This window comes from Campylobacter sp. CH246, from assembly GCF_004378835.1.
Taxonomy (GTDB): Bacteria; Campylobacterota; Campylobacteria; order Campylobacterales; family Campylobacteraceae; genus Campylobacter_D; species Campylobacter_D jejuni.
This window is the reverse complement of sequence record NZ_RYYA01000003.1, coordinates 62,027-83,388: the sequence shown is the minus strand read 5'-3', so window position 1 is coordinate 83,388 and position 21,362 is coordinate 62,027. Positions and strand designations below refer to the sequence as shown.

General features: G+C 29.7%; 21 protein-coding genes and 1 tRNA gene. 10 read left to right on the top strand and 12 right to left on the bottom strand.

Going from position 1 to position 21,362, the window contains the following annotated elements; translation table 11 throughout:
* The first annotated feature begins 51 nt into the window (after window positions 1-51).
* Window positions 52-1,026, top strand: coding sequence for an exopolyphosphatase (locus ELQ06_RS03540; RefSeq protein ID WP_052794867.1), 975 nt, complete (start codon window positions 52-54; stop codon window positions 1,024-1,026).
* On the opposite strand, the gene ELQ06_RS03535 is transcribed toward ELQ06_RS03540, so the two are convergent.
* From ELQ06_RS03535 to ELQ06_RS03500, 8 genes are read right to left on the bottom strand one after another with little or no spacing between them, the layout of a single operon-like run.
* Window positions 1,023-1,973 (bottom strand): SAM-dependent methyltransferase, encoded by a 951-nt coding sequence (locus ELQ06_RS03535; RefSeq protein ID WP_052797633.1) that lies wholly within the window; start codon window positions 1,971-1,973, stop codon window positions 1,023-1,025. The genes ELQ06_RS03540 and ELQ06_RS03535 overlap by 4 nt on opposite strands.
* Window positions 1,970-2,791: a M23 family metallopeptidase gene (locus ELQ06_RS03530; protein WP_002894881.1), complete on the bottom strand. Its 822-nt coding sequence runs from the start codon at window positions 2,789-2,791 to the stop codon at window positions 1,970-1,972. The genes ELQ06_RS03535 and ELQ06_RS03530 overlap by 4 nt, the downstream gene beginning before the upstream one ends.
* Window positions 2,788-4,782, bottom strand: a complete 1,995-nt coding sequence (gene glyS / locus ELQ06_RS03525) for a glycine--tRNA ligase subunit beta (protein WP_052797634.1) — start codon at window positions 4,780-4,782, stop codon at window positions 2,788-2,790. Before glyS ends, ELQ06_RS03530 begins: the two co-directional genes overlap by 4 nt.
* A gap of 55 nt (window positions 4,783-4,837) precedes the next feature.
* Window positions 4,838-5,458, bottom strand: coding sequence for an HAD family hydrolase (locus tag ELQ06_RS03520; RefSeq protein WP_052797635.1), 621 nt, complete (start codon window positions 5,456-5,458; stop codon window positions 4,838-4,840).
* On the bottom strand, window positions 5,455-5,787 hold the full coding sequence (locus ELQ06_RS03515) for a hypothetical protein (RefSeq protein WP_044261531.1): 333 nt from the start codon (window positions 5,785-5,787) through the stop codon (window positions 5,455-5,457). The genes ELQ06_RS03520 and ELQ06_RS03515 overlap by 4 nt, the downstream gene beginning before the upstream one ends.
* A gap of 9 nt (window positions 5,788-5,796) precedes the next feature.
* Window positions 5,797-7,422 (bottom strand): cation:proton antiporter, encoded by a 1,626-nt coding sequence (locus tag ELQ06_RS03510; protein ID WP_044261528.1) that lies wholly within the window; start codon window positions 7,420-7,422, stop codon window positions 5,797-5,799.
* A 5-nt stretch (window positions 7,423-7,427) separates the two neighbouring features.
* Window positions 7,428-7,802 carry a heat shock transcriptional regulator HspR gene (gene hspR / locus ELQ06_RS03505; protein ID WP_002853230.1) on the bottom strand — a complete coding sequence of 125 codons (375 nt, stop codon included), beginning with the start codon at window positions 7,800-7,802 and terminating at the stop codon, window positions 7,428-7,430.
* Window positions 7,803-7,817: 15 nt separating this feature from the next.
* On the bottom strand, window positions 7,818-8,711 hold the full coding sequence (locus ELQ06_RS03500; RefSeq protein ID WP_052797636.1) for a DnaJ family protein: 894 nt from the start codon (window positions 8,709-8,711) through the stop codon (window positions 7,818-7,820).
* A gap of 199 nt (window positions 8,712-8,910) precedes the next feature.
* On the opposite strand from ELQ06_RS03500, the gene htrA reads away from it, so the two are divergent.
* The 4 genes from htrA (at window position 8,911) to ELQ06_RS03480 (ending at window position 12,490) form a co-directional block, all read left to right on the top strand.
* Complete coding sequence (gene htrA / locus ELQ06_RS03495) at window positions 8,911-10,329, top strand: serine protease HtrA (RefSeq protein ID WP_052797637.1); 1,419 nt, start codon at window positions 8,911-8,913, stop codon at window positions 10,327-10,329.
* A 75-nt stretch (window positions 10,330-10,404) separates the two neighbouring features.
* Window positions 10,405-11,079, top strand: coding sequence for a response regulator transcription factor (locus tag ELQ06_RS03490; RefSeq protein ID WP_002777451.1), 675 nt, complete (start codon window positions 10,405-10,407; stop codon window positions 11,077-11,079).
* Entirely contained in the window at window positions 11,076-12,323 is a 1,248-nt protein-coding gene (locus tag ELQ06_RS03485; RefSeq protein WP_002853241.1) for an ArsS family sensor histidine kinase, read from the top strand. The genes ELQ06_RS03490 and ELQ06_RS03485 overlap by 4 nt, the downstream gene beginning before the upstream one ends.
* Before the next feature lie 92 nt (window positions 12,324-12,415).
* A tRNA-Asn gene (locus ELQ06_RS03480) sits at window positions 12,416-12,490 on the top strand.
* Window positions 12,491-12,578: 88 nt separating this feature from the next.
* Here ELQ06_RS03480 and ELQ06_RS03475 read toward each other — a convergent pair.
* Together ELQ06_RS03475 and ELQ06_RS03470 are read right to left on the bottom strand one after the other, a co-directional pair.
* Window positions 12,579-12,827: a ribbon-helix-helix domain-containing protein gene (locus ELQ06_RS03475; protein WP_002898486.1), complete on the bottom strand. Its 249-nt coding sequence runs from the start codon at window positions 12,825-12,827 to the stop codon at window positions 12,579-12,581.
* Between the two features lie 10 nt (window positions 12,828-12,837).
* Window positions 12,838-13,437: a bacteriohemerythrin gene (locus ELQ06_RS03470; RefSeq protein WP_002898488.1), complete on the bottom strand. Its 600-nt coding sequence runs from the start codon at window positions 13,435-13,437 to the stop codon at window positions 12,838-12,840.
* A 148-nt stretch (window positions 13,438-13,585) separates the two neighbouring features.
* Between ELQ06_RS03470 and dccR the strand changes: the two genes are divergently transcribed.
* Together dccR and dccS are read left to right on the top strand one after the other, a co-directional pair.
* Window positions 13,586-14,251: a two-component system response regulator DccR gene (dccR, locus tag ELQ06_RS03465; protein WP_044306140.1), complete on the top strand. Its 666-nt coding sequence runs from the start codon at window positions 13,586-13,588 to the stop codon at window positions 14,249-14,251.
* Window positions 14,244-15,434, top strand: coding sequence for a two-component system sensor histidine kinase DccS (dccS, locus tag ELQ06_RS03460; protein WP_052797639.1), 1,191 nt, complete (start codon window positions 14,244-14,246; stop codon window positions 15,432-15,434). The genes dccR and dccS overlap by 8 nt, the downstream gene beginning before the upstream one ends.
* A gap of 42 nt (window positions 15,435-15,476) precedes the next feature.
* On the opposite strand, the gene groL is transcribed toward dccS, so the two are convergent.
* Complete coding sequence (gene groL, locus ELQ06_RS03455; protein WP_002859291.1) at window positions 15,477-17,114, bottom strand: chaperonin GroEL; 1,638 nt, start codon at window positions 17,112-17,114, stop codon at window positions 15,477-15,479.
* Window positions 17,115-17,134: 20 nt separating this feature from the next.
* Window positions 17,135-17,395 carry a co-chaperone GroES gene (gene groES / locus ELQ06_RS03450; protein ID WP_002825273.1) on the bottom strand — a complete coding sequence of 87 codons (261 nt, stop codon included), beginning with the start codon at window positions 17,393-17,395 and terminating at the stop codon, window positions 17,135-17,137.
* A 161-nt stretch (window positions 17,396-17,556) separates the two neighbouring features.
* Here groES and ELQ06_RS03445 point away from each other — a divergent pair, with 161 nt between their 5' ends.
* From ELQ06_RS03445 to ELQ06_RS03435, 3 genes are read left to right on the top strand one after another with little or no spacing between them, the layout of a single operon-like run.
* The gene (locus ELQ06_RS03445) at window positions 17,557-20,097 is read left to right on the top strand and encodes a hypothetical protein (RefSeq protein WP_052793730.1); all 2,541 of its coding nucleotides are present in this window, start codon (window positions 17,557-17,559) and stop codon (window positions 20,095-20,097) included.
* An 8-nt stretch (window positions 20,098-20,105) separates the two neighbouring features.
* A complete protein-coding gene (locus tag ELQ06_RS03440; RefSeq protein WP_044261457.1) occupies window positions 20,106-20,717 on the top strand; it encodes a riboflavin synthase in 612 nt (203 codons plus the stop codon).
* Window positions 20,681-21,361, top strand: a complete 681-nt coding sequence (locus ELQ06_RS03435; RefSeq protein ID WP_044261456.1) for a polyphenol oxidase family protein — start codon at window positions 20,681-20,683, stop codon at window positions 21,359-21,361. The genes ELQ06_RS03440 and ELQ06_RS03435 overlap by 37 nt, the downstream gene beginning before the upstream one ends.
* Window position 21,362: the final 1 nt, after the last annotated feature.

Below are 21,362 nucleotides of genomic sequence, written 5' to 3'. Positions count from 1 at the left end.
TTCCTTTAGAACTTTTTTGCTATTATACTATAAAATCAAATAAGGAAAGTCATGTTAGGTATAGATCTTGGTTCAAATACTTTAAGAGCAGTACAAATGGATGAAAAATTAAATAAATTAAAAGAATATGAATTTGTTATTGGGGCAGCGAAAAATCTAAATCAAAGTGGAGAAATTTCTAAAGAAGCCATACAAAGATTAAAAAATACTTTGAGTATTTTAGCTAAAGAGCAAGATTTAAGCAAAGCGAGAGCTGTAGCGACTGCAGCTTTTAGAAAGGCAAGCAATACAAATGAAATTTTTGCCCATTTAAAAGAAGAATTTGGGATTGATTTTAAGCTTATAGATGCTAAAAGTGAAGCTAAGATCAGTGTTTTAGGTATGCAATCAGGTTTAAGAAGGCTTAAAATTTGGGGAGAGTTTGCATATTGTGATTTAGGAGGGGCTTCTTGTGAGCTTTCTTTTGGAAAAAGTTTTAAAAGTTTTGATTTTGGTATTATTAGTTTTTATGAAAAAAATTACCATTCTTATTATAAATCTTGTATTTCTTATAAAAAATTAATAAAAAAATATCCTAAATTTATCATAAATATTAAAGATAAAAAACTTAAAATTCATTTTTTAATTGCAAATCCCTATTTAAAGCATTTAGCTTTTAGGGCTTTTGATGAGGTGGCTATGATTAAAAAGGAACTTCGTTCTTTAGGAGTTAAAACGGTGGTTTTAAATTCCGGAGTTCCTACTACACTTAGCGCATTAAAACAAAATATAAGCTATGAAAAGTATGAAGCAAGTAGAGTAAATGGTAAAAAACTTTACCATAAGGATTTTTTAAATTATGCTATTAAACTTTTTCATATGGAAGAAAAAAAGGCTATAAAAGAAGTAGGCGCGATGAGAAAAAATTATTTGAGTGCAGGTTGTTTGCTGTTTTATGCTTTGTTTGATAAACATAAACTTCTAGTCATTGATGAGGGTTTAAGGGAGGGGGTTTGTTTAGCGAGTATGAAAAATATAAAATTTTAGTTTTTTTGAAATTCGAAAAAATGAAATTTTTCATCAAAATTAAAAAATAAAATTTTAGCTTGAGATAAAAAACTTTCGTAAGTTTTAATGTTTTTATTTTTTGTGTATTCTAATAAATCTTCAAAACCAAAATCCATTAAAGCAAGACTTTGTTTTTTAAAAACTAAAGGTTTAAAATCATATTCTTTGATGAGTTTTTGAAGATGAGTAAAATTGACATTATAAGTTAGATCGCTTTTGCCGAAAAAATCTTTTAAAGATACTTCAAAAGGGCTAAAAACTTCGTGCTTTTGATAGATTCTTAAGCTAAAACTTTGTGGATTTAAAGTTCCATAGTCAAATCCCGCAAATATAAATCTCTCACAAGTTTGGTTTAAATCTTTAAAAAAATTTTCAAGCTCTAAACTGAGTTCACCTTTTTTAAGATTTAAAGCTTTGCATTTTGTGATTAAATTTTCATCCATATTTTTAAAAATAAGTTTAAAATTTTCTACAAATGCCATTTTATCATGATCTATAAGTTCGCAAGCAAAACTATCAAAAAGTTCATTGCAAAAGAAAAAAGCGTTCTTAAAATGGCATTCTTTAAGACTATTTTTGTGAGTAAATTCCACTCCTTCTAAAGTCTTTTTTTGTAAAGTTCTTAATTTTTCATGCGGTTCTATGACGAAAAAAGAAATTTGAGAAAAAATTTCAGGTCTTAATTCAAGCAAAGCGGCTAAAAAATCACGACTTAAATAGCCTTCATTAGCGCCTATTTCTACAAGTTCTAAAGGGAGTTGTAAAATTTTTTTATCTATTAAATTTAAAAAATGCTTGGCTAAAAGTGTGCCAAAAAGATTTCCTACACTCACAGCAGTAAAAAAATCTCCGTTTTTTCCTATACTTACAGCATTTTTATAATAGCTTTCATGGAGCCAAGCATGGAAAAAGTCACTAAATTTCATTGAAAAATAGCATTAAATTTAGATACAAAATCCAAAGGATCGACTTGTTTGCCTCCAGCTAAAATTCCAAAATGCAAATGCGGCCCACTTACCCTACCGCTAGCCCCGCTAAGTCCTATAAGTTCACCTTTTTTTATCTTTTGTCCTACTTTAACATCGATTTTAGAAAGATGATAGTATTGTGAATAAATTCCAAAACCATGATCAATGACTACCGAATTTCCTGCGAAATAACGATCTTTTGCAATTTTTACTATGCCTGAGTTGGCCGCATAAATAGGTGTTCCTGTGGCAGCTCTAAAGTCTGTTCCGCTATGATAACTCGCTACTTTTTCATTAAAAGTTCTTGCTTTGCCAAAATCACTTGTGATAAAAGAATTTAAAGGTATATTAAAAGCACCGTTAAATAAAGCTTTTGGAGTATAAGAGCTATAAATCGCATTGGCTTCTTTTAATTCTTTAGCGATGCGTTCTTTTACGGTTTTTGGCGGAAAAATCTTTTTGTTTTCAACTTGCAATTTTTCACTTTTATAATTACCTTCTAAAGTTTTTATGAAAATTTCTTCTTTTTTATCTTTATAAAATGCGATAAGTTTGGTGTTTTGCGGGGGATTTTTGTAAGGTAAGGAAAAAATAGCTAGAATTTTTTCTTGATTTTTAGGATGTGCAAAGGTGGGAATATTTTTATCATTATTTTTTAAAGATAAAAAATCTTTCTTATCTAGTTCCAAAAATAAAGCTTGACCTTTGATGAGTTCTAAATTTTGAGCTCCAAAAAGCCAAAGAGTAAGGCTTAAAAGAATCCATAAGGCTTTCATAGGCTTAACTCTTTAAGATCGGCGATTTTTAAAAACTCCGCATAAATTTCATAAACCAAAGCTTGGCGATTATTTTTAAGTTTTTCATCTTCGGCATTAATCATCACTTGATTAAAAAACTCATCAATAAAAGGCTTAAGTGCAAAAAGATTTTCAAGTTTTTCTTGTAAAGAGTTGGCTTTAGTTTTTTCTTTAAAAGCTTTGTAAAGTTTACTTTCTGCTTCTTGAACAAAAAGACTTTCATCAACTTTATGAGGATTTTTAGTGGCGATATTGGCTAGTCTTTTAAAGGTTGCAAAATTTTCATTAAAATTATCTTTTTTGCTAAGTTTTATAAGAGCATTTACGCTTTGATTGATATGGATAAGATCTGTATTTTGTGAGCTTAAAACCGCTTTTACAAAAGAAGCATTGACTGTATAAAAAGTATAAAGTCTTTCAAAAATAAAATCTTTTAAAATTTGCATATCAAAGCTTTTATAATGATTTGAAAGTTTTTCTAATAAAATTTGGATATCAAATTCTTTATTTAAATTTAAAGCAATTTTAATGATCCCATTGGCAGCTCTTCTTAAGGCATAAGGATCCTTTGTTCCGCTTGGAATTTTTCCTATGCTAAAAAGTCCTATAAGGGTATCAAGCTTGTTTGCAAGGGCTACTATGCTTGAAAATTCTGTACTTGGAAGTGGAGCTTGTTCGGAATTAGGAAGATATTGTTCTTTGATGGCTAAGCAAATTTGATAATCTAAGCCCATTTTTTGCGCATAATAACTTCCCATAATGCCTTGCAAATCAGTAAATTCATAAACCATTTGTGTGGCTAAGTCTGCTTTGGCGTATTTTAGTGCTGTGCTGATATTTTCGATTTTATCATTATGGAGCATTTGACATAAAATTTCAGCAATTTTAATCTCTCTTAAACTTTTATCTTGCATTGTGCCTAAACCTTCAAGATAGGTCATTTTGGCAAGTTTTTCAGGTTTTAAGCCATTTTGTAAATCATTTTGATAAAAAAACATTGCATCGCTAAGTCTTGCACGCAAAACTCTTTCATTTCCATGTATGATTTTTGAATAATCCTTACATACTGCATTACTTACTACTATAAAATGATTACTTAAACCTTTATCGTTAAAAACTGCAAAATAACGTTGATTTTCTCTCATTGAAGTGATGATTACTTCGCTAGGAATTTCTAAAAATTCTTCTTCAAAACTTCCTAAAAGTGCATTAGGATATTCTGTGATAGCAACTACTTCAGCTAAAAGCTCTTCATCTTCTCCAATTTGTATATTTTTTTGACTTTCTATGAGTTTAAATTGCTCAAGTATTTTTTCTTTTCTTTTGATTGGATCAAGGATGATATAGTTTTTTTCTAGTAGTTCAAAATATTCTTTTGCATTGTTAAAATCTTGCAAATCATAGCTTACACTTCTGTGAATGAAAGTTTTTTTAGCACTTTTCACCCCATAACTTTGAAAATTAACAAGTTCATCATTTAAAATGCAAGCTATAGAACGGATAGCACGGATGAATTCAAAAGAATTTGCGCCCCAGCGCATGCTTTTGCCAAAACTAAGACTTTTTAGAAATTTTTCTACCATTTCTCCTAAAATTTCTTGACTTTGCAAACCTTTAATAGCTTTTTGATGGTATAAAACTTCTTTGCCTTTGATTTCTTTAAAAGTGAGTTCATTTTCACTGATCCCTGCTTTTTGTAGGAAGCTTTGCCCCGCAGGAGTTAAAACCCCATCTTTATAAGCAACATTTTTAGGTGCTCCTATAAATTCAGCAAAGCTATCTTCTTGTTTGTCTGCAAAATTTTCATGAAAAAAAACTAAACGACGCGGAGTATAATAAAATTTAAAATCACTTAGCAAGCGGTATTCTTCTAAAATATTTTTCCATTTTTTTTCTATATTAGCTAATTCTTTTAGCAAAGGAATAGCAGGTAATTCTTCTGTGCCGATTTCTATTAATAATTCACTCATAATTTACTCTTTTTAAAATTTATTTCTAATTTTAACTAAAATTTCATTAAAAAACTTATAAATACTTTTCTAAAAAGCCTTTAAGTTCACTAGCGTTGCTAAATTCATTTTCTTTTAAATTTTTTTGATACCATTTGGCATGAAAATAAGGCAAATTAGCATTTTTAGCACATTCTTTATCTTTTTGACTATCTCCTATAAAAACACTTGTTTTATATGGAGCCTCGCTTTTTAAAAGCTCTAGCATCATAGGATGAGGTTTGGGTTCTATGCCCAAGCTTACGCCTAAAATTTTATCAAAATAAGGAATGATATCGTGTTTTTTAAGTATGTTTGAAAGTGAGCTTTGTGGGGCGTTAGTAGCAATAGCTAAAAAACAATTTTTGCTTTTTAAAAATTCTAAAAGTTCTTTTACTCCTTCAAAAAGCACCACGCTTTGTTCATAGTGCTTGACAAAATATTTTTCATAGCCTTCTTTAAAACTAGAATGATGGAAATTTTCTATATTGTAAAGTTCTTTTGCCCAGTCAATATTGGGAGTATTGATGGTTTGCATAATGATTTCTCTTGAAAGTGGGGCTAGATTTAAATCCTGTCTTATTTCATTAACTGCACAAGAAATGGCATTTGCACTATCGATTAAAGTTCCATCCATATCAAAAAATACATTAATCATTCATAATCCTTTAAATAATTTTTATGTTTTTCTTTTTTCTCACCTTGTTTTTTTTGCTTATCTAAAGCATTGGCAAGATTTAAAAGCTCGTTTTTTTCTTTGGAAAAATCTAAACAAGCATTGACAAAAAATTCAAGATTTTTTGCATAGGTTGAGTTAAGATTTACCGCGGGATTTTTTTCAAAAAATTTAGTATTTTTTAACATTCTTTCTTCAAATTTAGTTTTATCAAAATCTTCTTTTTTAAGTGCAGATATAGCGCCATTGAAAAATTTTTCAAGATTTCTTAGGTATTTTACGCGTAAGGCTTTTTCTTCATTTTTTGTCAAAATTCTTCCTTAGGTATTTTTGTGAATGCGGCATTCTAGCGCTTCTTGAACCAAATTTCTAGCAATTACTTTTTCAGAGCGAATGATGCGTATATGTTCATCTATACTAGAAAAAAGCATCTTTTTTAAAGTTCCATTTACATGGATGATTGTGTCTATAGGTTTTGGATAATTAGCTAGCACTTGACATAAAATTTCAAGTTTAGCTTCATTTGTAACTGTGATAATGGTTACGGCACATTCTTCTATATTGGCAATTTTTAAGGTTTCTTCTTGAGCAGCATTGGCAAAAACGACATTTTCACCTCGACTAACTCCAAGTTCTACTAAATTTAAATCACTTTCTAAAACAAGATAAGGTACGCCTGTGTTTTTGATTTTTTGTACGACTTCTTGTCCTAAGCGTCCATAGCCAAAAACAACAAGATGATTTTTAAGCTTGATATTACTGTCAATATTTTGCACAGCGTTGGTATTAAGTGCTATATCTTCTACAACATTGGTAATTTTTCTTATATTGTTTAAAATAAAAGGCGTGATAATCATGGTTAAAATAGAAACAACAATTAAAATTTGTGAAGTTTTAATATCAAGCATATTTTTTGCTTGTAAAAGAGAAAAAATTGCTAGGGCGAATTCGCCAATTTGCGCTATGGCAAAAGCTGTTTTAAGTGCTACTCTTTTTTTGGTGTAAAGAAATAAAAAGCCAAAAACTATGCCAAATTTTAAAGCCATTACAAGAAGGGTTAAAACTATGATTAAAAACCAATTTTGCGCCACTACATCAAGTTGAATTTGCATGCCTACAGTTATGAAAAAAAGCCCTAAAAGCAAATCTCTAAATGGGATCAAGTCTGCTTCTATTTTGTGTTTATATTTTGTTTCTGCTATCAAAGCACCTGCTATAAAAGCACCCAAGGAATAAGAAAATCCAAAATAATTTGCTAAAAAACTTGCTCCAATAACCATAAATAAAACAGTACTAATAAAAATTTCCTGAGAAGAAGTGTGGATAATGAGTCTAAAAATTCTATCCACTAGATATTTACCTATGAAAAATAATAAAGTGATTAAAATAAGTGCTGAAATTAAAGTGGTAAAAAGGAGTTTTTCTATGTTTTGATTGTTGGATGAAAAAATATCTACAAGCAAAAGCAAAGGAATAACGGCTATATCTTGAAAAAGCAAAATTCCCAATGCTTTTCTGCCATATTGCTCATTTATATCGCCATTATCATTTAAAATTTTAAGCACCACTGCGGTTGAAGAAAGTGCTAGTGCAAAGCCTGCTATGGTAGCGCTTTTATCTCCAAGTCCTAAAATTCCTATAGCAAGTAGCATAAAAACAAAGCCACAAGTAAGCATCTGCAAAGAGCCGTTTAAAAAAACTTCTTGTTTCATTGCCATTAAATGCTTAAAAGAAAATTCAAGCCCTATGGTAAACATTAAAAACACTATACCAAATTCGGCTATATGGGTGATTTCGCCTTTGCCACTTAAATGATAAATTTCAGAAATGATTTCTCCAGCAGCTATATATCCAATAATAGTTGGAATTTCAAATTTTTTAAATATGACATTTAAAACTATAGCTATAGCAACGGTGATTAAAAAAATTTCTAAAAAATTATCCATTATTTTTATTTTTTCTCATAAAAAATCAAATCAAAGCTATTTTTATGCTTGACAACGGCTTTACTAGCCGCTTCTTTGTCTTGTTGTTTGCTTAATTCTAAGCGTAGTTCATCAATTAAATTTTCAAATTCGTGAAGTTGGTTTTTCAATTTTAAGATAACATCTACTCCAGCAAGATTGATTCCCATGTCTCTTGTTAAACGCAATATAAGTTTAATACGGTCAATATCCCTTTGAGAATAAAGTCTTATTTTGCCATCGGTTCTACTTGGCTCTATCAATCCTTCTCTTTCGTATTGCCTTAAGGTTTGTGGATGTATGCTTAAAACTTTAGCCACAACACTGATTAAATATACAGGTTCATCATAATGCTGTTCCATATTTTATTCCTTTCTTTAAGGTAATTTTTCTTTTAAGAGTTCTATAAATTTTTCATCAAGGGTATCTAAATTTGGCAAAACAACATTTAAAATCAAATACATATCCCCATAAATATCACTTTTTCTATTTTGCACACCATAACCTTTTAAACGAATTTTTTGGTTATTTTTTGAATTAGGCGTTATGTTAATTGTTGCTTCTTCCTTGCCTTCTTTGAGTGTTTTTATATTTATTTTTCCACCAAAAAGTGCAGTTTTTAAAGAAATATCAACCTTTTGATATAAATCATCATCTTCTCTTGTGTAAATAGGACTTTCTTCTATTTTTACAATAATGATTAAATCTCCTCTAGCTCCATTTCTGCTTTGTTTTCCTTTAGAGCGAATTCTTAGTTTCTCGCCTTCTTTTATACCATGTGGAATTTTAAATTTAATGGTTTCGCCTTGAAAATTAAAACTATGTTCCCCGCCTTTAACAGCTTTTTCGAAAGGAATGTGAAGCTCTAGATTGCTGTCTAAAATTTCTTCTTCAAAACCTCCAAATCCTCCAAAACCACTGCTAAAGCCTTTTGAAGAAAAGCCGTTAAAACCCCCTCTTGAGCGTCCACCAAAGCCTCCTCCAAAGAGATCTTTTAAAATATCGTCCAAATTTACCCCACCAGTATTTCTTGAAAAATCATGAAAACTTTGTCCACCAAACATAGAATCGCCGTATTGGTCATACTGAGCTCGTTTTTTTTCGTCACTTAAAATTTCATAAGCAGCATTAATTTCTTTAAATTTTTCTTCAGCACCTTTTTCTTTGTTGATATCAGGATGATATTTTCTAGCTAGGCGACGGTAAGCTTTTTTTATTTCATCTGCACTAGCGTTTTTGCTAACTTCAAGAGTTTCGTATAAACTATTCATGTTATATTTCCTTAAAAATTTTTACTTGATTATATAGAGGATTAAATTATAACATAAACTTTAGCCTAAGTCAATCAAGTTTTATAAATTTTTATCACTCAAGGTTTTATTTACAATTTTGTAAATTTTCGGTTTTATACTATGAAGACAGTAAAATATTTTACGAGATAATTTATCTTTAAGAACAAAAGGAAATGAAATGAAAAAGATTTTTTTATCATTAAGTTTAGCAAGTGCTTTATTTGCTGCAAGTATTAATTTTAACGAATCGACTGCAACGGCTAATCGTGTGAATCCTGCTGCTGGAAATGCAGTGCTTTCTTATCATGATTCTATTAAAGATGCAAAAAAATCAGTGGTTAATATTTCCACCTCAAAAACTATTACAAGAGCAAATCGTCCAAGCCCTTTGGATGATTTTTTTAATGATCCTTATTTTAAACAATTTTTTGATTTTGATTTTCCTCAAAGAAAAGGAAAAAATGATAAAGAAGTGGTGAGTTCTTTGGGATCAGGGGTGATTATTTCAAAAGATGGTTATATAGTAACAAATAATCACGTTGTAGATGATGCTGATACGATTACAGTGAATTTACCAGGAAGCGACATAGAATATAAAGCAAAACTTATAGGTAAAGATCCAAAAACAGATTTGGCTGTTATAAAAATAGAGGCTAATAATCTTTCAGCTATTACTTTTACAAATTCTGATGATTTAATGGAAGGAGATGTTGTTTTTGCACTTGGAAATCCTTTTGGAGTTGGTTTTAGTGTTACAAGTGGGATAATATCTGCTTTAAACAAAGACAATATAGGTTTAAATCAATATGAAAATTTTATACAAACAGATGCTTCTATCAATCCAGGAAATTCAGGTGGAGCTTTGGTGGATAGTCGCGGATATTTAGTAGGTATTAATTCAGCTATTCTTTCTCGTGGTGGTGGAAATAACGGCATAGGTTTTGCCATACCTTCAAATATGGTTAAAGATATAGCTAAAAAACTTATTGAAAAAGGCAAGATTGATAGAGGATTTTTAGGTGTGACTATTTTAGCTTTGCAAGGTGATACTAAAAAAGCTTACAAAAATCAAGAAGGAGCTTTAATCACTGATGTTCAAAAAGGTTCAAGTGCTGATGAAGCAGGGCTTAAGCGTGGAGATTTAGTTACTAAAGTTAATGATAAGGTTATAAAAAGTCCTATTGATCTTAAAAATTATATAGGAACTTTAGAGATTGGTCAAAAAATTTCATTAAGTTACGAAAGAGATGGAGAAAATAAGCAAGTAAGTTTTATTCTTAAAGGTGAAAAAGAAAATCCTAAAGGCGTACAAAGCGATTTGATTGATGGTTTGAGTTTGAGAAATTTAGATCCAAGACTTAAGGATCGTTTGCAAATTCCAAAAGATGTTAATGGTGTTTTGGTTGATAGTGTTAAAGAAAAGAGCAAAGGAAAAAATTCTGGTTTCCAAGAGGGTGATATTATCATAGGTGTTGGACAAAGTGAAATTAAAAATTTAAAAGATTTAGAACAAGCTTTAAAACAAGTTAATAAAAAAGAATTTACCAAAGTTTGGGTATATCGCAATGGTTTTGCGACTTTGCTTGTGCTTAAATAAAAATAACGGAAGGATTTTCCTTTTGTTATAAATTTTAGTTTAAAATTAAAATTAAGTTTAAAATAAAGGAAAACTATGACAAATATCCTTATGATAGAAGATGATTTAGAGCTTGCTGAAATTACGGCTGAGTATTTAGAAAAATTTGATATGAAAGTTGATATCGCACACGAGCCTTATATAGGTCTTTCAAAACTTGCTTTAAAAGAATATCAGCTTATAATTTTGGATCTTTCCTTGCCAGGACTTGATGGACTTGAAGTGTGTGAGGAAATTCGTAAAAAGTATGATACGCCTATTATTATCTCAAGCGCTAGACATGATATTACAGATAAGGTTAATGCTTTAGAATTGGGCGCGGATGATTATTTGCCAAAGCCTTATAATCCTAAAGAACTTCAAGCGCGCATTAAAAGCCATTTAAGACGCATTTCAAATACAAAAAGCGCCATAGCAAAAAGCGTTAAAGATCTTGTTTATGATCAATACAAGCATATCATCACAATGAAAGGACAAGAGCTTACTTTAACTAATGCTGAATTTGATATTTTAAGCTATTTGATTAAAAAAGAGGGTGGAGTGGTAAGTCGTGAAGAGCTTGTTTATAATTGTTCTTCTATTAGTGAGGATTCTAGTAATAAAAGTATAGATGTTATTATCAGTAGAATTCGTCAAAAGATGGGAGATGATCCAAAAACTCCAAAATATATTCACTCTATACGTGGAATAGGTTATAAGCTTACTCAATGAATAAATCTTCGATTTTTTATACTATAACTTTTATTTTTATTTTTGCTGGGGTTAGTGTTATACTTGGCTTTTTGTGGCTTATAGAATATGATCAGCAAAATTATACTAGAGAATTAAACACAAAATATTCTTTGATAGCTAATGCAAGGCTCTTAAATTTTGCAGGAGTTATCAGTGAAAAAGAATTTGAAGAGCAGACAAAAAATTATAATAAAATGGATGAGATAACAGAAGCAAAGCAGATCCGTAAAATTCTTTTTAGAGGTGATGTTTTAGCTAGGGTTGAGGTTAACAATGGCTTAATCGAGATTATTTCTTATAATAGACAGGTGTATTTAAATATTATTTATGATGGAAAGGTTTATCTTTATAAGGATCAAGATTATCAAACCTATAGGTATTTTATTATCAAAGCTATAGCTGTAGCTGTGATTTGTATTCTTGTATTGCTTTATATTTATATATTTAAAAAATTAAAACCACTTAAAAGACTTAAAAAACAAATTGATAAATTTGCCCAAGGAAAGCTTGGTGATATAGAAGATGTAAGCACTGGGGTGGATGAAATTTCACAAGTAAGTGAAGCTTTTTATCAAGCTATTGTTCAAATTCGAAAGTTAAACCAATCTCGTCAGTTTTTTTTAAGAAATATTATGCATGAACTCAAAACTCCTATTACTAAAGGGCTCTTAACTTTAGAAATGATAGAAGATAATAAATATAAAGAGCGCTTAAATGGGGTTTTTACTAGACTTGAAATTTTAATTAATGAATTTGCTGCTATTGAGCAAATTACTTCAGGGGCTGCTTTTATAAATAGAAAAAAATACAATATTTTAGATGTTTTAGATGAAGCCAAAGAAATTGCAATGCGAGATGATAGCAATATACGTATTTTTATGGAAGAAAGTTTTTTTGTAAATGTGGATTTTAAACTTTTTACTACGGCGATTAAAAATATGATAGATAATGGTATTAAACATTCTGAAGATGGGTTTGTGCAAATTGATATTATAGATGATTATATTTGTTTTAAAAATCGTGGTCCTGAGCTTAACAATACTTTAGAATACTATACTCAAGCTTTTACTCAAGGATCAAAACAAAAATCAAGTTTTGGATTAGGGCTTTATATTGTAAATACTATTTTAGAAACACATGGAATGAAGCTTGATTATTTATATGAAGATGGGGTAAATTTGTTTTATTTTAGAAATTTAAAAAGTGTTATTGTTAAGGAGTAAATTAATTTTTTTACATAAAAAATGCATTTTTGTGAAAAAACCCTTGACAAAGTTTTTTAATTTTACTATAATCACATTTTACTTTTAAATATTCCGGATTAGCTCAGCGGTAGAGTAGTCGGCTGTTAACCGATTGGTCGTAGGTTCGAATCCTACATCCGGAGCCACTTTTTTAACTCCATTTTTAATATTCATAAATGTATTTTAATATAAAAAAATAATAAGTCTTTATCACAAAAAATTGTGATAAAGTTTTTATTTTGTTTGTTTAAGATTTTTGATAATTTTATCTATTTTTTTACTCGCCTTTTGATAATCCCCATCTTTAAGTTCTTCTAGGGCGTTAACAGCAAAAGAAAAATCTTCAACTTCATTAAGATAAACCTCTATAGCTTCTTTTACTATGGCTGATTTTGGTTTAGAAAGATTTTTACTTAAATTATCCAAACGCTCCTTAAGCTCTAAAGGTATTCTAAAAGAATAAGTTTTTACATTGCGTTTCATTTTATCCTCCTTAAGAATGTTTTTTGTAAAATTTTATAGCTTGTTTACAAGTTTTACAAGTAAATTTATGACCTTGTGATTCTATTTTTTGATGAATGATATAAGGAACATCGTGAATTTTACCAGGACAATTACAGGTATAAAGATAAAATTGTGGATGCTCATTATCTTCATCTTCTGCTGCTTCAAAGCTAACATCACCACCATCATCTGTAGACAAAGAAGAGCTTCTCCATTCTTCAACTTTCATGTCTTCATATAGTATGTGTTCTAAAAGCCACTTTTTAGCCACTATATAAAGTTTTTCTTTAAGATCATTGGTTGATTTGATATCTTTGATTAAGTTAATCATGGTTTGGATGATTTCTTTATGTATTTTTCGATGTTCTTCTAAATTTGGATAGCCTATTAGCTGCATGTATTTTTCTTCATCATTAAAGTGATCTTTCATATAATTAAAAAATTCAGCCAAAAGTTCTTTGACTTCATTTTTACTTACAGATCTATCTGATACAACTTCAACTTTTGCAGCAAGTTCAAAAAGCTTTTTATGTTGCTCATCAATTTTAGCATTGTGTACACTATAGCTGTTATCCCATTTTGGAAGCATTTTAACCCCTTAAGGAAAAATTTATTTGTATAAAAGGATTATAGATAAAAATAAATTAAATAAAAATGAAATTTTATTAAATAAATTGATAAGAATTTTGATACAATGATATATATTTAAGAGATTTGAAGTTAGAAAGATTTAAATTATGGCTGCTAAAATTTTACTTTTAGAAGATGATTTGAGCTTGAGTGAGATCATTGAAGAGTTTTTAAACGATGAGGGATATGAAGTATTTTTATGCGATAATGCGCAAGAAGCTTTAGATATGGCTTATGAAAGATATTTTGATCTTTGGATTTTAGATGTAAAAGTTCCTTTAGGAGATGGATTTTCATTGCTTAAAGAATTAAGAAAAAGCGGAAAGCAAACTCCAGCGATTTTCATGACTTCTCTAAACACAACAAACGATTTAAAACAAGGCTTTGAAGCAGGTTGTGATGATTATATAAAAAAACCTTTTGAACTTGCCGAGTTATCTATTAGGGTTAAAGCTTTGCTTAAAAGAGCTTTTTCACATAAAAATGAAGATTTTGAAGATTTAGGGGATGGATTTAGATTTGAATTTACTACACAAATTCTTTACTATAATAATAAAGCTTTGGCTTTGCCGAGTAAAGAAATAAAGCTTTTGTCTTTATTGCTTAAAAATAAAAACAACTTTTTAAGCACAGAGAGAATTTTTGAAGAACTCTGGGATTATGATGAGGAGCCTAGTGAGCTAAGTTTAAGGGCTTATGTGAAAAATTTACGTAAAATTTTAGGAAAAGAAAAAATTATAAATCAAAGAGGCAGGGGATATTGCTATGGCTAAAAAAGTCATTAGGCAAATTTTATTAATTTACCTAACAACTACAGGTATTTTTTTAACTATTTTTTTTGCATTATGGTATCAAAAATTATATGAAGAATTAGTTGTTTTAAAGGGTGCCACTTTGAGAGAAAGTCATAGAAATATTGTTATAAGCATCTTAAATTCTCGTTTTACCCCTATAGATATAAGCGCAAAAAATATTGCTCAAAGCACAGCACTAAAATTTGCTATATTTGATGCTAAAAAGATTGTTTTTAGTAATATAGATTTTGATTTAAGAAAAGCAAAAATTGAGCTTAAAGGTAGAGGTATTTGTGATAATAAGGTTTTTTTCCTTGCTCCTATGAGTGCAGATCATTATTTTTTAAGACATGCTAGCAATGAAGAAGTAAATACTAACGATGGTTTGCAAATTTTAATACAGGGTGAAGATGTTGGCAAAGATCTTTTTTGGATTAGAACGAAAGTTTTTAGTTTTGCTATTATGGCTTTTTGCATATTGGGTTTAATATCTTATATTTTAGTAAAAATTGCTCTAAAGCCTTTAGAGGATAAAATCAGCACACTAGATCGTTTTATTAAAGATTCAACTCATGAACTCAATACCCCATTAAGTGTTATTTTGATGAGTATAGAACAACTTGAGCATCAAAATTTAGGAGATAATGCTAAATTTACAAGGATTAAGCTTGCTGCAAAAAGTTTGTCTCAAGTGTATTCTGATCTTGTTTTTTATAATTTCCCTAATACCTTAGAAACAGAAAAACAAAAATTTGATTTAAGAATACTACTTGAAGAAAGATTGGAATATTTTAAAGTATTTTTTGAGCAAAAAAAAATTACACTAAAGCTTGATTTAAATCAAGCAAATATTTTTGCTCCTAAAAGTCAAATTTCTAAATTGATTGATAATCTTATAAGCAATGCTATTAAATACAATAAAAAAGGTGGAGTAATTTCTATAATTTTAAAAGCCAATTTTTTAAGTATTGCGGATACAGGTTGTGGAATTTCAAAGTCCAATTTAAATCATATTTTTGATAGATATACAAGATTTAATACCGATCAAGGAGGATTTGGTATAGGGCTTTCTTTGGTAAAAAAAGTTTGTGATGATAATGATATTAAGATTATTTGCGAATCTGTAGAAAATCAAGGGAGTGTTTTTAAATTAAATTGGTAATCAGCAAGGATTTTCCTTGCTGATAAGAGGTTAGAGCAGATATTACATCATTCCGCCCATGCCACCCATTCCTCCCATACCGCTCATATCTGGCATAGCAGGTTTATCTTCTTTAATTTCGCTAATTGTTGCTTCTGTGGTTAAAAGCATACTAGCTACAGAAACTGCATTGAGTAAAGCTACTCTTTCTACTTTAACAGGGTCGATAATTCCACTTTCAAGCATATTAACATATTCGCCTTTTGCAGCATCAAATCCTGTGTTTTCATCTTTAGCATTTTCTACGCTATTTACAACCACACCTGCATCAAATCCTGCATTTTCAGCAATTTGTCTTAAAGGTGCTCTTAAAGCTCTTTCAACGATAGCTGCGCCAATTGCTTCATCACCCTGTAGATCAAGTTTGATTTTAGCTTTTGCTTTGATAAGCGCTGCACCACCACCAATTACTATACCTTCTTCAACTGCTGCTTTAGTAGCGCTTAAAGCATCGTCAACGCGATCTTTTTTCTCTTTCATTTCAGTTTCAGTTGCTGCACCTACTTTAATAACTGCAACACCACCACTTAATTTTGCAAGTCTTTCTTGTAATTTTTCTCTGTCATAATCTGAAGTTGTTTCAGCAATTTGTGCTTTGATTTGATTGACTCTCGCATCAATATTTGCTTTTTCGCCTGCACCATTTACTATGGTTGTATTGTCTTTATCGATGATTACACTAGAAGCTTGTCCAAGATCTTGTATAGTCGCACTTTCAAGAGTTCTTCCAAGTTCTTCAGAAATCACTTCTCCGCCTGTTAAAATCGCTATATCTTCAAGCATAGCTTTTCTTCTATCGCCAAAACCTGGAGCTTTCACTGCTGAAATATTAAGAACACCGCGAAGTTTATTTACAACCAAAGTTGCAAGCGCTTCACCTTCAATATCTTCAGCGATAATTAAAAGTGGTTTGCCTGTTTTTTGAATTTGTTCTAAAACCGGTAATAAATCTTTTAAATTTGCAATTTTTTTATCAAAAAGCAGGATATAAGGGCTTGAAAGCTCTACTGTCATTTTTTCTGCATTAGTGATAAAATAAGGGCTTAAATAACCTCTGTCAAATTGCATACCTTCAACTACATTTAATTCATCATTGATTGATTTTGCCTCTTCAACAGTGATAACACCATCTTTGCCTACTTTTTCCATAGCATCAGCAATTAAATTGCCGATTTTTTCATCAGAGTTGGCTGAAATTGTAGCAACTTGTGCAATTTCTTTTTTATCTTTTACTTCGCGAGAAAGTTTTTTAAGTTCTGCTACTATAGCTTCGCAAGCCTTATCCATACCGCGTTTTACTTCGATAGGATTTGCACCTGCTGTGATATTTCTTAAACCTTCTTTGAAAATTGCATGAGCTAAAACCGTTGCAGTAGTTGTTCCATCGCCTGCTTGATCAGCTGTTTTACTCGCTACTTCTCTTACGAGTGAAGCACCCATATTTTCAAGACTATCTTTAAGCTCTACTTCTTTAGCAACACTTACGCCATCTTTAGTAATGCTTGGAGCACCAAAGCTTTTTTGGATTAAAACATTGCGTCCTCTTGGCCCCATAGTTACTTTTACCGCGTCATTAAGTTTTTTAACGCCCTCGTAAAGTTTATTTCTTGCTTCATCTGAAAAAATAATTTCTTTTGCCATTTTTTATCCTTTTTTATAAATTATTTTAAAATTCCTAAGATATCATCTAAATTTAAAACTAAATATTCATTATTATCAAGTTTAATTTCTGTTCCACCGTATTTAGCAAACACGATTTTATCACCATTTGCAATATCAGTGATTTCTTTACTTACTGCTACTACTTCACCCATTAAAGGCTTTTCTTTAGCATTATCTGGTATAATTATGCCTGAGGCTGTTGTTTTAGTTTCTTCTACGCGTTTAACTAGAACACGCTTTCCTAAAGGTTGAAAATTCATTTTTGTCCATCCTTAAAAATATTGATTTTAGCACTCTTTAATTTAGAGTGATAATATCATACTATAAAAAATGAATTTTGTCAATACTTTAAATTAAAATATTTATAAAAGTTTAGTTTTATAGACTAAAGTTATTTTATAAAATAAACTAAAGGATAAAAATGAAAAAGATTTTTTATGGCATTGTAGCTTTTGTTGTTGTGCTTTTAATCGCTCTTTGTACCATGCTTTTTACAAGTTTTGGTAATAATATAGTGGCAAATATAGCACAAAAAAAGATCAAAGAAAATGCGGGATTAGATGTAAATATCACGCGTTTTAATTTGCGTTTTTCAAGTCTTGAACTGCAAGCAAATATTGCAAATATGGCAGATTTCAATCTCAAGGGAGCTTTGAGTCCTTTTAAGCTTGGATTTGATCTTGACTATCTTATTTCTTTAAAGCAAAATTATGCTAAAAATTTAGGTTTAAATTTAAATCAAAACCTTTCTTTTGGCGGTAAAATTCAAGGCAAGGCAAGTGATTTTGCTTTAGATGGAAGGGGTTACTTACTAGGTTCAAATGTACTTTTAAATGCGAGAATGTATAATTACAGCCCTATCGCTTTAAATTTAGATGCACAAAATCTTAAGATAGAAGAAATACTTCATCTTTTATCTTATCCTAGTTATGCTAAAGGTTTTTTAAATGCTCAGGCAAAAATTTCAGCACAGAATTTAAAACCTGATGGAAATATTATCATAAAACTTGATACAAGCTATATAAACTACGAGGCGATAAAAAAAGATTTTTCTTTAGACTTGCCTTTAAATTCTAATCCTAAAGCAGAAATTTTAGCCAATGTTAAAGAAGATAAGATTTATGCTGTAAGTAAAATTTACAATGATTATCTTAACTTACAAACCCAAAAAACTCTTTATGATATGAGTAAGAATATTTTAAGTACTGATTTTAATTTAAATATTCCTTCTCTTGCAAAGCTTGAAAAACTTACAAAAACTAGATTAAATGGTAGTTTGGGCGTGATAGGCGAAACAAGTGTTGTAAATAATGCCTTATCAAGTTTAAATGCTCAAGTTATCGGACTTGGTGGAGAGGTAAAGGCAAGTTTGAAAAATAATAAAATTTTTGCAGATATTAATGAAGCAAGTTTGGAAAAATTATTAGCTCTTGCAGGATATGGAGCTTTAGTTTCTGGAAATTTAAATGCTAAACTTTTAAATGCGGATTTGGATTTTTCTAATTTCGATCTTGAGGCAAAAATAAACAATGCAAAGATTAACACCAATGAGCTTAAAAAAATTGCTAAAATAGAACTTCCAAATACAATTTTTAGTCTTGATGCTAAAGCAAATGCAAAAAATAGTAATATTTCTTACAATGCTTTACTTGCTTCAAATTTACTTAATATCAAAAAACTTCAAGGAACTTATAATTTAAAAAATAGTGAGTTAAATACAGATTTAAATGCTTTTATTGATGATTTGTCTCAGTTTAGTGCTATAGCGGGACAAAAATTACAAGGTAAGGCAGATCTTAATGCAAAAGCTCATATTATAGGTACTCAAATACAAAATTTAAATGCAAATGCAAATTTGGCAGATGGCGTAATCAAAGCTGATTCAAATGGTAAAAAACTTGATTTGAACATTGATAAACTTGATTTATCTAAACTTTTTGTTATAGCAGGTATGCCAAATTATGCCAGTGGGGTTGTTAATGCAAAAGTTAATTTAGATAATATCGATTTTAACAACCTTAATGGTAAAGCAAATTTAGAGGCTAAAGGCATTTTAAATGCTGCAACTTTAACTAAAATTTTAAATAAAAATTTTCCAAACAATACAAGTTATGATTTAAATACTAAAATTAATTTCAAAAATAATATAGCTCAATTTGATTCTGTTTTAAATTCATCTTTAGCTGATCTTACAAAACTACAAGGAAGTTTTGATATAAGTAAGATGCTTTTAAATTCGGATTTTAATCTAAAGATAAATGATTTTTCAAAACTAGGCTTTTTGTTAGATAGAAAACTTAAAGGTAAAGCAGAATTTAATGGAAAGGTAGGTTTTGATAAGAGTTTAAATTTTGTTGTAAATAGTCCAAATTTATTTGAAGGAAAACTTCAAAGCACACTTAAAGATAACCTTTTACTTGCTGATTTAAATGGAGTGGATTTAAGTAGTCTAGCTCAAGGTTTGGATTTTATGGATATTTATCAAGGTAAGGCGGACATGAAGGCAAATTACAATCTTTTAAGCGAAGAAGGCGAGGTTAATTTGGATATGAAAGAGGGTAAATTAAAACCAAATCTTATTACCAATGCTTTAAAAATTTTAACATTAAAAGATATTACAGATGATGTTTATCGTACTGCTAATGCTAAAGCTTTGATTAAAAAAGAAAATATCAAGCTTGATCTTAATATGCAAGCAGATCGTTCTTATATTTTAGTACAATCAGGAGCTTTAAATTCTAAAAGTGGAGCTTTAAATTTGCCTTTTGATATTAAACTTGATAGAGCTAATTTTAAAGGAAGTATTACAGGAACTACAGAAAATCCTAAAGTAAATTTAAATGCAGGAAGTGTTTTAAATTCTATTAAAAATGTAGTGGGTGGCGGCGTGAGTGATGGTGCTAAAAATACAGGCAATAAAGTAGATAAAGCGGTAAATAAATTATTAAATAAGATTTTCTAAGGTAAAAAATGTTTAATGGACTCATAAGAGAAATTGCCAAAGTTCAATCTTATCAAAACAATACTTTAAGTTTAACAGCTAAGCATCGTCCAAATCTTGGCGATAGTATAGCTGTAAATGGAGCTTGTTTGAGTGTGACAAAACTTTATGAGGGAGGTTTTGAAGTGGAACTTTCTCGCGAAAGTCGCACTCATATAGCTGTAGAAAATTTAAAAGATAAGGTTCATATAGAACCTGCTTTAAGATATGGCGATAGAATCGATGGACATCTTATGCAAGGGCATATTGATTTTATTGGTATACTTGAAAAGATTCAAAAAGATGAAAATGGAGTGGATTTTCATATAACTTTACCTAAAGAAGCTATGAAATTTATGGCAGAAAAAGGAAGTATAGGTGTTGATGGGGTAAGCCTTACTATCAATGAAATTTTAAAAAATGGTATTAGGCTTACTATTATTCCTATTACTTTTAAAGAAACGCTTTTTAAGGACTATCAAGTAGGTAGAAAAATAAATATAGAAAGCGATTTGCTTGCTCGTTATATTTATGCACAATTACAAGGTAAAAACAAAGGATTATCATGGGAAGAAGTGGAAAGAATTTCTTATCTTTATTAGAAAATGATAAAGTCGGTATTTTTTGTGCTTTTGATAAGGATTATAATGTTTTTAGGGCTAAAATTCATAATGAGAATTTATTTTCTCATTTAGGTTTTAAAGATATTGAAAAATGTGTTTTTATGGATCAAATTCACTCTCATAAAGTTATCATTTATGATGAAAATTTAAAAAATCTCAGTTGTGATGGACTTATAAGTAAAGAAAAAAATACTGCTCTTTGTGTCTTAAGTGCGGATTGTCTGCCTTTGATCTTATATCATGAAAGTGGCATTATAGCAGCTTTGCATTCAGGTAGAAAAGGAAGCTTTGAAAATATCCTAAAAGAATGCGTTGATCAAATTATTATGCAAAATATACATTTAGATAAGAATAAATTTCATCTTTTTATTTTACCTGGAATTTGTGCTAAAAATTATGAAATAGATGGAGAAATTTTAGAATTTGCTAAAAAAGAATTTAAAGAATTTGTTCAAGATAATAAACTTGATTTAAAAGCCTTGGTAAAATTTCAAGCTCAAAATTTAGGCATTGAAAATATTAAAGATTGTGGAATTTGTAGTTTTGATGATGAGAGTTTTTTTTCTTATCGTCGCGATAAAACGCCTAAGCGTTTTGTGAGTGTGGTTTATTTAAAGGATTAAA

Coding starts and splice junctions, on each gene's coding strand:
- ELQ06_RS03540 (WP_052794867.1), top strand. CDS start 52: ATGTTAGGTATAGATCTTGGTTCAAATACTTTAAGAGCAGTACAAATG.
- ELQ06_RS03535 (WP_052797633.1), bottom strand. CDS start 1,973: ATGAAATTTAGTGACTTTTTCCATGCTTGGCTCCATGAAAGCTATTAT.
- ELQ06_RS03530 (WP_002894881.1), bottom strand. CDS start 2,791: ATGAAAGCCTTATGGATTCTTTTAAGCCTTACTCTTTGGCTTTTTGGA.
- glyS (WP_052797634.1), bottom strand. CDS start 4,782: ATGAGTGAATTATTAATAGAAATCGGCACAGAAGAATTACCTGCTATT.
- ELQ06_RS03520 (WP_052797635.1), bottom strand. CDS start 5,458: ATGATTAATGTATTTTTTGATATGGATGGAACTTTAATCGATAGTGCA.
- ELQ06_RS03510 (WP_044261528.1), bottom strand. CDS start 7,422: ATGGATAATTTTTTAGAAATTTTTTTAATCACCGTTGCTATAGCTATA.
- hspR (WP_002853230.1), bottom strand. CDS start 7,802: ATGGAACAGCATTATGATGAACCTGTATATTTAATCAGTGTTGTGGCT.
- ELQ06_RS03500 (WP_052797636.1), bottom strand. CDS start 8,711: ATGAATAGTTTATACGAAACTCTTGAAGTTAGCAAAAACGCTAGTGCA.
- htrA (WP_052797637.1), top strand. CDS start 8,911: ATGAAAAAGATTTTTTTATCATTAAGTTTAGCAAGTGCTTTATTTGCT.
- ELQ06_RS03490 (WP_002777451.1), top strand. CDS start 10,405: ATGACAAATATCCTTATGATAGAAGATGATTTAGAGCTTGCTGAAATT.
- ELQ06_RS03485 (WP_002853241.1), top strand. CDS start 11,076: ATGAATAAATCTTCGATTTTTTATACTATAACTTTTATTTTTATTTTT.
- ELQ06_RS03475 (WP_002898486.1), bottom strand. CDS start 12,827: ATGAAACGCAATGTAAAAACTTATTCTTTTAGAATACCTTTAGAGCTT.
- ELQ06_RS03470 (WP_002898488.1), bottom strand. CDS start 13,437: ATGCTTCCAAAATGGGATAACAGCTATAGTGTACACAATGCTAAAATT.
- dccR (WP_044306140.1), top strand. CDS start 13,586: ATGGCTGCTAAAATTTTACTTTTAGAAGATGATTTGAGCTTGAGTGAG.
- dccS (WP_052797639.1), top strand. CDS start 14,244: ATGGCTAAAAAAGTCATTAGGCAAATTTTATTAATTTACCTAACAACT.
- groL (WP_002859291.1), bottom strand. CDS start 17,114: ATGGCAAAAGAAATTATTTTTTCAGATGAAGCAAGAAATAAACTTTAC.
- groES (WP_002825273.1), bottom strand. CDS start 17,395: ATGAATTTTCAACCTTTAGGAAAGCGTGTTCTAGTTAAACGCGTAGAA.
- ELQ06_RS03445 (WP_052793730.1), top strand. CDS start 17,557: ATGAAAAAGATTTTTTATGGCATTGTAGCTTTTGTTGTTGTGCTTTTA.
- ELQ06_RS03440 (WP_044261457.1), top strand. CDS start 20,106: ATGTTTAATGGACTCATAAGAGAAATTGCCAAAGTTCAATCTTATCAA.
- ELQ06_RS03435 (WP_044261456.1), top strand. CDS start 20,681: ATGGGAAGAAGTGGAAAGAATTTCTTATCTTTATTAGAAAATGATAAA.